General features: G+C 70.7%; 12 protein-coding genes. 7 read left to right on the forward strand and 5 right to left on the reverse strand.

What is annotated here, in order from left to right; genetic code table 11:
- Positions 1–342: 342 nt before the first annotated feature.
- Positions 343–870 (reverse strand): DUF2231 domain-containing protein, encoded by a 528-nt coding sequence (locus G6R24_RS12015; protein ID WP_163549337.1) that lies wholly within the window; start codon positions 868–870, stop codon positions 343–345.
- Positions 871–1,036: 166 nt separating this feature from the next.
- On the opposite strand from G6R24_RS12015, the gene G6R24_RS12020 reads away from it, so the two are divergent.
- From G6R24_RS12020 to G6R24_RS12030, 3 genes are all read left to right on the forward strand, one after another.
- Positions 1,037–1,522 carry a BlaI/MecI/CopY family transcriptional regulator gene (locus G6R24_RS12020; RefSeq protein ID WP_163549338.1) on the forward strand — a complete coding sequence of 162 codons (486 nt, stop codon included), beginning with the start codon at positions 1,037–1,039 and terminating at the stop codon, positions 1,520–1,522.
- Positions 1,523–1,936: 414 nt separating this feature from the next.
- Positions 1,937–2,446 carry a M48 family metalloprotease gene (locus G6R24_RS12025; RefSeq protein WP_163549339.1) on the forward strand — a complete coding sequence of 170 codons (510 nt, stop codon included), beginning with the start codon at positions 1,937–1,939 and terminating at the stop codon, positions 2,444–2,446.
- 42 nt (positions 2,447–2,488) lie between these two features.
- Positions 2,489–3,142 carry a response regulator gene (locus tag G6R24_RS12030; RefSeq protein ID WP_163549340.1) on the forward strand — a complete coding sequence of 218 codons (654 nt, stop codon included), beginning with the start codon at positions 2,489–2,491 and terminating at the stop codon, positions 3,140–3,142.
- Between the two features lie 52 nt (positions 3,143–3,194).
- Here G6R24_RS12030 and G6R24_RS12035 read toward each other — a convergent pair whose 3' ends face one another.
- The 3 genes from G6R24_RS12035 to G6R24_RS12045 all read right to left on the reverse strand — a co-directional run bounded on the left by G6R24_RS12035 (position 3,195) and on the right by G6R24_RS12045 (position 7,788).
- Entirely contained in the window at positions 3,195–5,015 is a 1,821-nt protein-coding gene (locus tag G6R24_RS12035) for a sensor histidine kinase (protein WP_391530208.1), read from the reverse strand.
- A gap of 178 nt (positions 5,016–5,193) precedes the next feature.
- Positions 5,194–6,735 (reverse strand): bifunctional aminoglycoside phosphotransferase/ATP-binding protein, encoded by a 1,542-nt coding sequence (locus G6R24_RS12040; RefSeq protein WP_163549341.1) that lies wholly within the window; start codon positions 6,733–6,735, stop codon positions 5,194–5,196.
- Between the two features lie 123 nt (positions 6,736–6,858).
- Positions 6,859–7,788 (reverse strand): PP2C family protein-serine/threonine phosphatase, encoded by a 930-nt coding sequence (locus G6R24_RS12045; protein WP_163549342.1) that lies wholly within the window; start codon positions 7,786–7,788, stop codon positions 6,859–6,861.
- 329 nt (positions 7,789–8,117) lie between these two features.
- Here G6R24_RS12045 and G6R24_RS12050 point away from each other — a divergent pair, with 329 nt between their 5' ends.
- Both G6R24_RS12050 and G6R24_RS12055 read left to right on the forward strand, forming a co-directional pair.
- Complete coding sequence (locus G6R24_RS12050; protein WP_163549343.1) at positions 8,118–8,501, forward strand: DUF7455 domain-containing protein; 384 nt, start codon at positions 8,118–8,120, stop codon at positions 8,499–8,501.
- Entirely contained in the window at positions 8,480–9,118 is a 639-nt protein-coding gene (locus tag G6R24_RS12055) for a CBS domain-containing protein (RefSeq protein ID WP_163549344.1), read from the forward strand. The genes G6R24_RS12050 and G6R24_RS12055 overlap by 22 nt, the downstream gene beginning before the upstream one ends.
- Before the next feature lie 262 nt (positions 9,119–9,380).
- Here the strand turns inward: G6R24_RS12055 and G6R24_RS12060 are convergent, their stop codons facing one another.
- Positions 9,381–10,400 carry an Acg family FMN-binding oxidoreductase gene (locus tag G6R24_RS12060; protein ID WP_163549345.1) on the reverse strand — a complete coding sequence of 340 codons (1,020 nt, stop codon included), beginning with the start codon at positions 10,398–10,400 and terminating at the stop codon, positions 9,381–9,383.
- 460 nt (positions 10,401–10,860) lie between these two features.
- On the opposite strand from G6R24_RS12060, the gene G6R24_RS12065 reads away from it, so the two are divergent.
- A complete protein-coding gene (locus tag G6R24_RS12065; RefSeq protein WP_163549346.1) occupies positions 10,861–11,724 on the forward strand; it encodes a universal stress protein in 864 nt (287 codons plus the stop codon).
- A 154-nt stretch (positions 11,725–11,878) separates the two neighbouring features.
- Complete coding sequence (locus G6R24_RS12070; RefSeq protein WP_217451649.1) at positions 11,879–12,283, forward strand: DoxX family protein; 405 nt, start codon at positions 11,879–11,881, stop codon at positions 12,281–12,283.
- Positions 12,284–12,610: the final 327 nt, after the last annotated feature.

A 12,610-nucleotide genomic window follows, 5' to 3' on the forward strand; every position in this document is an offset into this window, starting at 1 on the left:
GTCAATCGCTCGTTACGGTGAACCTGGTGCGGGGCCCATCATCCGGCAGGGCCGGCCGGTCAGCCGAATGGCGAAGGGCACTCTCGGCGTGGGTCCTTCGGCCTGTGCCGATATGTCACTCGCCTTTTTCCGTTCGCCTGCCGTGACCTGGGAGGGTGATCGACGGCCGGTGCGGCCGACACGTCCGGAAAAGGGAATTCAGGTTTCCTGTCGGGTCGGGACCATGGACCGCTCCCGGGCATGCGCGGATGGGAACACCAAAGGTGGACCCTGTGGTCAGGGGGCGGAATGCCGGCCAGTCGTGCGGATGCTCGTGGTCGGAGGCGGTCGGCTCCGGTCGGCTCAGGTGCCGGGTCGGTCCGAGGCGCCGGAGTCGAAGCTGTCGGACCACACGGCCTTCGCTCCGCTCTCACCGATCCGGACGACCTGGATCACCGAGCCCACCGCCGTGACGATGGTGAGCACGGCAATGGTGATCATGATGGCTGTGGGAACCGGTCGCCTGGCGCCCGGATGTTCCTGGCCGTCCAAACGCTCGGCCGCCGGCGCATGGCGACGCTGCAGCAGCCAGAGCCCGGCCGCCAGGACAAACAGGGCCAGTACCCACGGCAGCAGCGCGTCGCCGAGTTCGGCGTGCCGGCGGACCAGCGGGCTGGAGGGCACCCGAGCCTCAAGCCACTCACCGGCGTGGGTGGTCAGTGGAACGCTGACGAGCCCAACGAGCGCGACCACCGGTGTGGCCGCTCCCAGTCGACGGCGGGCGGTCGGCCACACCGCCGAACAGACGGCCAGGGCCGCGGCCAGCGGCACCACGACCACGTGCACCAGCAGGGCGTGCGCGGGCAGGCCGCGAATCTCGGTTGGTCCCACGAAAGTCCACCCATCTCCGGCCAGCTCCGGGCGGGAGTCGCTCGGCGAGCCATGCCAGTCCAGCTGCGGCGATGCCGTACCCCACCGGCACGACTTCTACTACTCGAATAGTAATACTACTCGAGTAGTAGAAGGCATACGATGAGCCGGTGAGCGGGGAACCCAGATGACGGGCCGGTCCGGCCGGCGGGAGGCGGGACAACTCGAGAACGCCTTGCTCGCGGTCCTGTGGGCGGCGCCGACGGCGCTGAGCTCGGCCCAGGCTCAGCAGGGGCTGCGCGAGCAGGGCCTGGACTTGGCCTACACCAGCGTCGCGACCACCCTGACCCGCCTGCACGCCAAGGGGCTGCTCGAACGGTCCTCGGCTGGCCGCACCTACGTCTACACGCCCAGCGGGCGGGCGGCGCAGGAGGCCGCGGCGCGGATGCGGTCCCTGCTCGGCGGTGGTCGGGCCCGTGCGGTGGTGCTCAGCCATTTCGTCGACGGTCTCGAGCCAGGCGACGAGGCGACACTGCTCGAGCTGCTGCGTCGAGCGGAGGCGGACCCCGGCGACCAGGCGGGCCGGTCTCCCGCACGGCCAGGTGGGGCGGCGGCGGGCGAACACGGCGGGAACGAGCCCCGGCGACCAGATACCCCATCCGACCATTCATGAGGGACGGGCAGTGAGGTACATGGTGTGGCTGCCGCTGCTGGGCAACATCGTGCTGGCCGTGGGACTGCCCGCGTTGGCCCGCAGGCTGTCCCACCGGCGCGGTTACGCGGCCGTCACGGCAGCCGCGGTCCTCGGTGCCAGCTGCTGGCTGTGGTCTCTGGTCCTGCTCGCCGCGGTCCTCGCCGACCGGCTCGCCTATCTGCGCTCCAGCGGCGGGCTCGCCGGTGCCCCGGCCGGACTGCGGACGGTCCCGCTCCTGCTCACCGTCGTCGCGGCCGGCACCCTGGTCACTATCATGATCAGAACGGGCAGGCTCGGCGCACGTCAGGCGCGCGAACTCGTGCACGCTGAGCGGCTCGCCAGGCTCCCCTTCGTCGGCGACGTCATCGACCTGCCCGACGCGGTCCCGCGGGCATGCGCCGTCGGGGGGTTGACCGGCGGCCGGATCGCTATCACCAGCGGCCTGCGGCGCTGTCTGACCGAGGAGCTGAGCAGGCGGCCGTCCTCGCCCACGAACGGGCCCACCTGGCCGGACGGCACCACTGGTACCGCATGGTGGCCGCCTGGTGCGCCGCGGTCTGCCCCCTGCTGCACCGCCTGCCGGGGCTGGTCGAGCAGGGCTGCGAACGGGCGGCTGACGAGGCGGCGGCACTCGCCATCGGTGACCGGCGGCTGCTCGCCCGCGCACTGGGCAAGGCCGCTCTCGCGGCCGCGCGCGCCCAGCGGCGACCACCCGGGTCCGGTGTGAGCTCCGCCTTCCTACACGGTGGCGTCCCCGACCGCATGGCGGCGCTGCTCGAGGATCCCCCTGCGCTGGCACGGGCCCCACTTCTGTCGGCGACCACGTGTCTGGCCACTGCCGTGGTCATGGTGGTGGCCACCGTCCACGCCAGCGTCGACTGTCTGGCGTTGTTGCGGCACTGATCTGTGCCCCTGCGCGTCGGTGGACCGCGTAGTCTCTGCGCCATGGGCGTGATCAGTGTCTTTCTCCTTGATGACCACGAGATTGTCCGTAACGGGCTGCGCCAGACGCTGGAGCGGCATGAGGACATCAAGGTCGTCGGTGAGGCGGGGCTGGCGGCCGAGGCACTGCGGCGTATCCCGGCACTGCGGCCGACCGTGGCGATTCTGGACGGTCGACTTCCGGACGGCAGCGGGATAGACGTGTGCCGGGATATCCGCTCGGATTTCCCGGACATCGCGTGTCTGATTCTCACGTCCTATGACGATGACGAGGCCCTGTTCTCCGCCATTATGGCGGGTGCGGCCGGTTATGTGCTGAAGGAGATCCGGGGCAATGATCTGGTCGGCGCGGTCCGGACGGTCGCGGCGGGGCAGTCACTGCTGTCGCCGTCGGTCACCCGGCGGGTGCTGAGCAGGCTGCGGGAAGGCCCGCGGGAGGACCCGGTTCTCGCCCTGTTGAACCCGCGGGAACGCGAGATCCTCGGTCTGATCGCCGAGGGGCTGACCAACCGGCAGATCGCCGGGCGGGTTCACCTGGCCGAGAAGACGGTGAAGAACTACGTGTCCGGCATTCTGGACAAGCTCGGCCTGACCAGCCGCACCCAGGCGGCTGTCATCGCCTACAAGCACCTCGGCGGCGATCTGCCGTCGCAGTAGCCCCGCTCAGGTCGCCGTCATCAGATCGCTGCCTGGGCGCGGGAACGGTCCGTCACAGGGGCACGGCCCAGCGCAGGTGGGTTCCGCCGCCGGCCGGCGCCGTGACGGTGAACGTGCCCCCGAGGGATTCGGCGCGGGTGCGCAGATTGTCCAGTCCGCTGCGTCGGGTCGTCTCGGACATGCCGACACCGTCGTCGATCACTTCGATGATCAACTGGTCGTCGACGACCTGGACGGCGAGCGTGACCGAGCTCGCCCGGGCATGGCGGGCGACATTGGACAGCGCCTCGCGTGCGACGGCGCTGGCATGCTCGGCGAGGCTCGCGTCGACGACACTGTTGACCGGCCCGGCGTAGCGGACGGTGGGGACGAACCCGAGGCCGGGCCGGGCATCGGCCGCGATCTTGTCAAGGGTGCCGCGTACCCCCCCGCCGCGGGCGATGCCCGTGGACCCGGGTCGCAACTCGAAGATCGTCCGACGGATGTCCCTGATGGTCGCGTCGATGTCCTCGACGTAGGTGGCGAGCCGACCGGCGTTCGTCGGGTTCTCGTACTGGGCAAGATCCTGTAGGCCAAGCGCTATGGCGAAGATCCGTTGGATGACGTGGTCATGCAGGTCCCGGGCGATCCGCCCGCGATCGTCGGCGACCAGGAGACGTTCACGTTCGGCACGGGCCTGGGCCAGTTCGAGCGCGACCGCGATATGACCGGCGCAGGTGGCCGCCATGTCCAGGTCGAACTCGGTGAACGCCGGCCGGCCCTGGTCCCGGCCGACCAGCAGCACGATCGCCCGCTCATGGCGGGGGCCGGGCAGCGGCAGCACCATCAGCGAGGCGGTGTCCTCGCCCCGTTCCAGGTCGGAGGCGTCGAGCTGGGGATCGTCGACCAGAATCGGGCGCTGTTCGGCCAGCGCCTGGCCGACGAGCGTGCCGTCCTCGGCGATGACGGCACCGGTCGGATTCGGCTCGCCGGCACCGAGTGCGACCGCGAGTCGGACGGTTCGTCCGGCTCGGCTGTCATCGCCGTGTGCCGGTAGGGCCGCCGAGGCGGTCACGACCGCGCAGTACTGGGCCTCGCCGACCGCACACATCCGGTCGGCGACCAGTTCCAGGGGAGTGTCGGTGCCGGTGGTCAACAGCCCGACGAGCTCCGCGGCGGTGCTCATCCACTGGTGCCGTGCCTGGGACTCCTGGAACAGGCGGGCGTTCTCGATCGCCACCCCCGCCTGCGCGGCCAGCGCCAGGACCAGTTCCTCGTCCTCCGCGGTGAAGGGCTGACCGTCGCGCCGGTCGGTCAGATAGAGGTTGCCGAACACCTCGCCGCGCACCAGGATCGGCACGCCGAGGAACGTGCGCATCGCCGGATGCCCAGGGGGGAAGCCGGCCGCGTGCGGGTCCCGGGCGATGTCCTCGGCCCGGCGGGGGCGCGGATCATCGATCAGTGCGCCCAGCAGGCCATGGCCGGTGGGAAGATGCCCGATCCGTTCGGCCGCGTCCGTGTCCATCCCGACGTGGATGAACTCCTCGAGCCGCCGGCGGTCCGGGGTGAGCACGCCGACGGCGCCGTAGCGGGCGTCGAGCAGCTCGCAGGCCGCTTCCACGATCAGCCGGAGCAGCACCGGCAGCCGCAGATCCGTGGTGATCATCCGGGTGGCGCGTAGCAGGCCCCGCAACCGGCCCTGGGTGGCGATTACGTCCTGGGCGCGTTCCACCAACTGGGTCAGCAGCTCGTCCAGTTCGAGCCGGGCGACCGAGGGAAATGTCAGACCGGCTCCGGGAGCATCCCTGCCGGGAGTTCTGCCCGCGGGCCCGGTGGGCGCAGCGGACGCGGTCACCCCACCGGTGCGGACGGAATCATCGTTACGGTCGCTCACCGGCACCCCGAGTGCATGTCGCAGGAGGACTGCGGATCGCCGATGATGATAGGGCTGCGCACCACACAGCGATATGTCACGTGCCGTCAGGCAGGGGGCGCATCACGGTCTCGATGGCTGCCGAACATGCCAGTGACACACGGAGATCGAGGATCGTCGTCTCGCCGCGAGCGAGAACTCAGGTGAGGAGTCTGCGCGCGGTCCGCAGGGTCCGTGCCACCGGCACGGTCGTGGTGATCGTGGTGGCCTCCGGCCAGGGATCGGCGCTGCGTGCCAGTTCCAGCAGCACCGGGACGGTCGCGTCGGACACTCCGCCATCGCCACCCTCGGCCCCACCCGCGCGGCCGCGTCCGTCGAGTCCGTCGAGCCCGTCCGTCGTGGTGCCGGCGGCGGTGCGAGCCTCCATCCGGGCGGCGATGCGGGTACGGGCGATCTCCGGTGCGACGGCGCAGCGCAGTTCGATGAGGTCGGCGGCGGCGTCGAGGGCACGTCGCGCGGCCTGTCGCCGGTGCCGGCGGCTTCCCCAGGAGGCGTCGAGGATCACCGACTCGCCGCGTTCGAGGGCGACATCGGCGCGGCGGATCAGCTCGGTGTAGACGGCATCGGTCATCTCCGCCCGGTAGAGGCCCTCGCCGGGTTCGGCGGGGGCGGGGGTGGTGGCCGACAATCCGGCCAGTTCCTTGCGGATGACGTCGGAGCGCAGCACCGTCCAGCCTTCGGCGGACCCCAGGCCGGCGGCCAGCGTCGATTTCCCCGATGCCGGCAGGCCGCCGACCAGGACGAGGCGCGTGCGCCCGCGCCGCAGCCGGGACAACGCGAGTGTGGCCAGCGTCCGTGCCTGCTCGGCGGCGTCGGCGTCGCCCTGCGCGGATCGGATGCACGCCACCTTGCAGCGGACGAAGGCCCGGTAGGCGACGTAGAAGTCCTCCAGCGACCGGGGATGGGTCTCGCCCGAGAACTCCCGGTAGGCCGACAGGAAATGGTCGGCCAGGTCGCGGCGGCCCAGGCGTTCCAGGTCCATCGCCAGAAACGCCACATCGGCGAGTACGTCGCCGGCTCGCAGCCGCTGGTCGAACTCCAGACAGTCCAGGATCCGTGGCCCGTCGTCCAGACAGAACACGTCGTCGGCGAGCAGGTCACCGTGTCCGTCCCGGACCAGGCCGCGCTGTTGACGCTCGGCCAGCAGCGCGCCACGGCCGTCGAGGTACCGGCTGGCCAGCCGCCCGATCTCGGCCACCTGCCGCGCCGGTAGCGGATCCCCGAGAAAGGGAGCCACCCCGGCCAGCCCCTCCTCCCACAGAGCTCGCAGAGTCTTCACACCACCGAGTTCGGTGATCTCCGTCGAGGTGTCACAGCGGGTATGGAAGGCGGCGACCAGACGGGCCGTGTCCCGCAGCACGCCGGTCACATCCGTGCCCGAGGTGACCAGCGCGGACAGGCGACGCGAGGCGGGCAGACGGCGCATCACCACCATGTGGTCGCACAGCTGGCCGTCGGGCCCGGACACGTCGGCCACCCCCAGGTAGACGTCCGGCGCCACCCGCCGGTTGAGCGCCACCTCCGCCTGGCACGCCGCCAGCCGTGCCTGGCGGGTCCGGAAGTCGAGGAAACCCAGGTCCTCCGCCTTCTTGACCTTGTAAACCCGATCTCCGAGGAAGACCAGAACCGAGGTGTGCGTCTCCACCACGGACGCGGGGCTCGGCATGATCTGTGCGGTCATGGATCCAGCCTTTCCTGACGATGGGCGACCGGAACAGGTCTCGGACGTCCGGCCCACGGGTGGCCATCGGTCCCCGAACCCTGGCCGCCGGTCATCTCGGCCACCGGTCATCTCGGCCACCGGTCATCTCGGCACCGTCCCGCGAAAGTTCGTCACGGCCATCGGAGCGGGACCGCCCGGTCCGCCACCGCCGCCCGTGCCATAGCGGTGGGTGGCGCCGGCGGGGACGAGAACCGGCGTACCGCCGCGAGCCGCCGGCCGCGCGGGCCCACGCAGGACGAAGGTGTGACCGGGGGTGGGCACCGCCGGTCGAGCCGGCTGGGAAGCGACCCTGGCCAGTACGACCATCGCCTGGTCGTCGCGAGGCCGACCAGGGCTGTGCGCAGCCACCTCGGTGAACAGCGCCGCCACGATCCGCTCGGACGGCAGGGCGCACAGCCGGTGGGCGAGCAGCGGTGACATCCCGAACTGGGCGCCATGCTGGTCGCGGGCCTCGGTGATCCCGTCGGTGAACAGCACCAGCCGGTCGCCGACCGCCAGGGTTGTCGACCGGGTCGGCCACAGGCTCCGGCCGGCGAACAGATCGGACAACACGGGACCGCCCACGGGCAGGACCCGCGTCGCCTCGTACCCCTGCGCCCCGTACCCCGTTGCCTTGTCGTTCTCGCCGGGGATGAGCACGGGTGACGGGTGTCCCGCGCTCGCGTACCGCATCCGGCCGGTGATCGGGTCGACGACGGCGACGAACGTGGTCGCGAACATCTCGCCCATGTCGCTGAGCGCGGCGACCTCGGCCAGCGTACGGGCGAGTACGTCGCCGGGGTCCAGACCGCGCAGCAGTTCGCGGCGTACGGCCGAGCGCAGCACCGTGGCCAGGGCCCGGGCCTGGCCGTCATGGCCGCTGGCGTCGCCGATGGTCAGGGCGAGGGCGCCGCCGGGCAGGTCGATGACGTCGATCCAGTCTCCGCCAGCGCACCCGGGAACGGGTTCGCAGCGCCACCAGGCCCGCAACTGGGCCGGTCCCACACCGGGGTGAGCATGTGCGCCGATCATCCGGTACTCCCGTCGGCTTGTGTCGGTCCGCGGGTGAGTTGTGCCCTGCGTGCCATCGGTCAGGGCCGGATGGCGTCGGACCGGGCCTGTAGGTGCCTCATGCTCCGCACTCCGGGTGGTGCGAGACAGGGACCTTCGGCCTGCGCCGACCGACCCTTCCCGCCCATCGCCCGCGGACTCCCAGGTGATCCTCGTACGTGTTCCGGTCGCGTCGCCGCCGCGGACAGCGGCCGGCATGGTCATGCGTTGCGGGTCAGCGTGCCGTTGGTCCGCGGCGGCTGGGACCTCTGGTAGTCGCTGTGCACAGCCCGAAGGATCAGTGTTGGTCCATGAGCTTCCGTGGCGCACGACGCACCCATCCCGTTGTTCCGACCGCCGGGTATGACGCCGAGCGGTCTCGGCCAGCCGGTGGTCCGTCCGTCGGCCAGGCGGTGCCGATCGACGCGGCGGCCAGGGCCTGCTGCTGCCCGAGCCAACCCGTTGCCCGGGTTGTCCTGCCGGGGTCGGGTGACCGTGCCGCGCAGGAGATCTTTCTGTGTGCCCATCACCTGCGTGCCAGCGCCGCGCGCCTGCGGGAGCTGGACGCGCCGATCTACGACGAGTTCGGGCTGCCCGTGACCACCCCCGAAAAGATCTTCGTGGGCGTTCGTGCCGATGGGGCCGGCGATCGGAACGCGAAGGAGGGAGCATCATGCGCGCCTGTGACGTCATGACAACCGAGGTGTACTGTGTGGGCCCGGAGACCTCGGTGAAGGAGGCGGCGACGCTGCTGCTTCGTCGGCAGGTCCGCGGGCTTCCGGTGGTCAACGCGGACGGCACCCTGGTGGGTGTGGTCACCGAGGCGGACCTGTTCACCATCGGCTGCGCACCGGACCCGCGCCGCCATGCCCGCCGTGATCTGATCGTGGCCGCCCTGCCGTCGGAGCATGTCGACACCTCTGGCCGGCCCGAGGACCGGCGGATCGTCGCCGACGTCATGTCGACGCCCGCGGTCACGGCGAGGGCCGATGCCGACCTGGCCGATCTGGCTCGCATCATGCTGTCCGAGCATCTGACCCGGCTGCCGATCCTCGACGACCACAACCGGCTCGTCGGCCTGGTCAGTCGCCGTGACCTGGTGCGGTTGCTCGCCCGGCCCGACGGCGACATCGCTGACGATGTGCGGCAGGTTCTTGTCGACTGGTATGCCGAGGTCCCCCCGGCGATCTCGGTGGCCGACGGTGAGGTGACGCTGGCCGAGCCGGCGGCTGCCCTTCCCGACCTGCTGCTCGCCCTTGTCCGCGCGATCCCCGGCGTCATCGCGGTCCACCTCCCCGCACGGCATCGTTAACGCGCATCTCGTGGATCTTCGATCATCTCCGTCGTCCACACATTGCCACGGTGAAACCGCCGGACGTGTAGCCGGCGGCGCTGTTGCTCGCCGCGCCTGGAAGCAGACGGTCTACCCGGAAAAAGTATCCGCCGACGCCATTGGCGTTTGTCGTTCCGGAACACGACATTGCCATGAGAACCAGAAAAGCGACCAGGTCGAGTGATCGTCCTGGTCGCTTTTTACTCTCGTCCTACCGGTGCCACCGGATGAGGTGCGTCGGTCAGGCCGGTGCCTGATCGGCGAGGTCGAGCACCTCGGTGACCGGACGGCGCCGGGTCGGCGGCAGCGGCTGCGCGGCGGAGTCCGGGTAGCCGATGCGGAGGATCATCTGGGCCGTTCCCATCCCGCCGGTGGCCTCGCGGACCAGGGCGCGGGTGGACTCGAGGTCGATCGCCTGACCAAGGGGGGAGGCGGCCAGACCCGCGGCGGTCGCGACGACCAGGACCCGGGCCAACGCCCGCCCGGCGTGCAGCCAGCTCTCCGGATCGTCCCCGTCGGTGCCGAGCACGAGCACGCCGGGGCGTTCGACCCGGGGTTCGCGCAGCTGCTGACCGGCCTCGCCGATCACGTCGAAGTCACGCAGGGAGAACTCCGACTGGCGTGGCTCCTCGCTGCCCACCACCACACCGCGGGGGACACCGTCGGTCGCGTCCGGGTCGGTGCGGCTCCAGTGGAGCAGCTCGGCCTGGTAGGCCGGGTTGTGGGTCTCGATCCAGTCCGCGTGGGCGAGCACCACCGACAGCTCCACCCGGGCCTCCCGGCTGGCCAGCGAGTCCAGCCAGCCGCCTTCCTCCTCGGCCGCCCGGCGTAGCCCGTGGACCACCTCGGCGGGCAGGTCAGCCGGGTCGAAAGGCCGTCGGTCGGTGTGACGGTGGTGGACCGCCGAGGCAAGGGCGAGATCCCCCGGAGCGGGTGCGCTCGTGCCGATGACCCGCAGGGTGGCCAGACGCCCGTGGGTGATGTCAGGGCCGTCCGGCAGCTCGTCGATCTGTACCGCGAGCCCGGCCGCCCGCAGCGACACCCAGGCGTGGAACAGTGCCGCGCCGCAGCTCATCACCAGCTGGCGGTGGTCGGGGTCGGCGACCGGGGTCGCGCGGGTGAGGTCCGCGCGGAGTTCGAGAACACCGTCCCGAAGGCGCCAACGCCACGGCTGGGAGTTGTGGATCGAGGGCGCCAGGATGGCGGTTTCCACCGCGGACCTGGCCAGGTCCGCGGACATCGTCGTCGTGCTGGTCACCATGGACGTGCTCCCATCACTGCCGCGGCAGGCACATTCCGGTCGGCCCGCCACCCGATGTCGTCTGTCCGGACACGTTCAGTATTCCCACTGAGATGGGGGCGGACTTCTTTCCTTGGGCTGTCTTTTCGGGGTCGATCGTCCCTCCTGTCCAGGTCGCTCGGCCCGTCTCGGAGCGCCCGCGCCACCGCACGCGGTCGGGGCGCCCGCAGTCAGATCCACATATTACGGATCTTCGTTTTTTGTCCCATAATTCAGGTCGGAAAGGTGAAATTTCCCGTTCGTTGTTCGCGTGCGGGCTGACAACGAGCCCTTGGTCGTACGGGCTGACAACGAGCCCTTGGTACGGAAGAACAGGGTCCAGCGACCCGGCCGGTATTGCCGCACAGCCCTCGATCGGCGGTCGTGGCGAGACGACGCTGTGTCCGACACGGCAGAGATCTCGACACGACGGAGGCGGGCGATGAGCGGAATCGTGGTCGGAGTGGACGGCTCGATCGAAGCCGAGCAGGCACTGCGGTGGGCCATGCGGGAGGCACGGACGCGTGGCACCACGGTGACCGCCCTGCTGGCCTGGTCACCGAAGCACTCACCGGCCTCCGTCGTCACGATGAGTGTCGGCTCCGGTCAGCACGAGACCGAGACCACCGCGAGGCGGGTCCTGGAGACGGCCATCCATAACGCGACCGACCCGCGATGCCCGGTACCGGTGGTGGAACGGGTGGAATCACGTCATGCGCCGGACGCTCTCCTCGCCGCCGCGGGCACCGCCGATCTCCTGGTGGTCGGCAGGCACGGGGCGAGCCGGTTGCCCCGGCTCCTGATGGGCTCGGTCTCGGCCGCCTGCGTGCACCGGTCGACCACGCCGGTCGTCGTGGTCCGCGCTGATCAGTCGCGGACGAACGGGCCGGTCGTCGTGGGCGTGGACGGTTCGCCCACGTCGATCGAGGCGCTGCGCTGGGCCGCGGGGGAGGCCCGCCTGCGTGGTGCGGTGCTGCGGGTGGTGCAGGCCTGGGCGCCGGTGCCGGTGGGTTACCCCGCCGTCTACGTGGGTGTGGACTTCGAGGCCTCGGAGAAGGCCGCCCGCTCGGTGCTCGATGCCTGCCTGGACGCGGGAATCGCGCAACGTGGCACCCTCACCGTCGAGGACATGCTGGTCACCGATGGCGCCACCCACGCGCTGCTGACGGCCACCGAGGATGCCCAGCTGCTTGTCGTCGGGTCCCGGGGGCACGGCGGCTTCGCCGAACTGCTGCTCGGTTCGGTCACACACCAGTGCCTGCACCACGCTCCGTGCCCGGTGGTCGTCATCCCGGCCGTGGCATAGCCGGCGACGACGTGCCCGGCATGGCGCGCTCCGCATGACCCGCTCGCGGACGCGTATGCGAAAACCGTTTCTGGCGCGCACGCTGAACGGGCCACCTCGGCCTTTTCGGGCACGGCAGGGAGACGGTGACGCCGCCGGATGGTTCGATATGTTCATGACGAGCCGAGCGCGCCTGGCCAGACCGAGTTCGCGGCTTGTGGCGGGAGCGTTCCTGGCCAGCGGGGTCGTGCATATCGTGCGACCCGCCTGGTTCATGCCGTTGATCCCCCGTGCGCTGCCGTGGCCCCGGGAGATCGTGCTGGTCAGCGGCGTGGCCGAGCTGGCCTGCGCCGCGGGGCTCGCGGCCGACGCGGCCTGGGCCGGCCGGGCGAGCGCCGCGCTGCTTCTCGGGGTGTGGCCGGGAAACCTACAGATGGCGCTGGACGCCACCGCTCGGGCCCGGCGGGGCGGTGGCCAGCGGCGGGACATCGCCCTGGCGACCCTGGCCTGGGCACGCCTGCCGCTGCAGGTTCCGATGATCCGCGCCGTCCTCACCCCATCCGCCCGCACCTCGGTCTGAGCGGGCCGGATCCGGCCGTCGCGCCACACAGGAAAAGTCCGTCCCGGACGGGTTGGACAGTGCCTCCCATGAAGCCATGCAGGCGATCACATGGCGCGGGACCATGAGCTTTCAAGATCGATTATGTGGGCGTTCGTGGTGTCCGTCGGGATATCGGATCATGGTCGCGTCGTGCTCCGACGGCTACTCGAAACCTACTTGAAGTTTTGATCATGCCTCTGACCTGCTCGGATGCCCTCCAGGGGCGTCTACTTGAAGGACTACTCGAAGGCGACATCGGTCCTGCGCGCGGCCTGTCCTGGTACGCGGGAGAATCTAGGGTACGAG

The organism is Candidatus Frankia nodulisporulans, assembly GCF_902806475.1.
GTDB lineage: Bacteria > Actinomycetota > Actinomycetes > Frankiales > Frankiaceae > Frankia > Frankia umida.

Coding starts and splice junctions, on each gene's coding strand:
- G6R24_RS12045 (WP_163549342.1), bottom strand. CDS start 7,788: ATGATCGGCGCACATGCTCACCCCGGTGTGGGACCGGCCCAGTTGCGG.
- G6R24_RS12040 (WP_163549341.1), bottom strand. CDS start 6,735: ATGACCGCACAGATCATGCCGAGCCCCGCGTCCGTGGTGGAGACGCAC.
- G6R24_RS12070 (WP_217451649.1), top strand. CDS start 11,879: ATGACGAGCCGAGCGCGCCTGGCCAGACCGAGTTCGCGGCTTGTGGCG.
- G6R24_RS12060 (WP_163549345.1), bottom strand. CDS start 10,400: ATGGTGACCAGCACGACGACGATGTCCGCGGACCTGGCCAGGTCCGCG.
- G6R24_RS12050 (WP_163549343.1), top strand. CDS start 8,118: ATGAGCTTCCGTGGCGCACGACGCACCCATCCCGTTGTTCCGACCGCC.
- G6R24_RS12025 (WP_163549339.1), top strand. CDS start 1,937: ATGCGCCGTCGGGGGGTTGACCGGCGGCCGGATCGCTATCACCAGCGG.
- G6R24_RS12020 (WP_163549338.1), top strand. CDS start 1,037: ATGACGGGCCGGTCCGGCCGGCGGGAGGCGGGACAACTCGAGAACGCC.
- G6R24_RS12055 (WP_163549344.1), top strand. CDS start 8,480: ATGCGCGCCTGTGACGTCATGACAACCGAGGTGTACTGTGTGGGCCCG.
- G6R24_RS12030 (WP_163549340.1), top strand. CDS start 2,489: ATGGGCGTGATCAGTGTCTTTCTCCTTGATGACCACGAGATTGTCCGT.
- G6R24_RS12065 (WP_163549346.1), top strand. CDS start 10,861: ATGAGCGGAATCGTGGTCGGAGTGGACGGCTCGATCGAAGCCGAGCAG.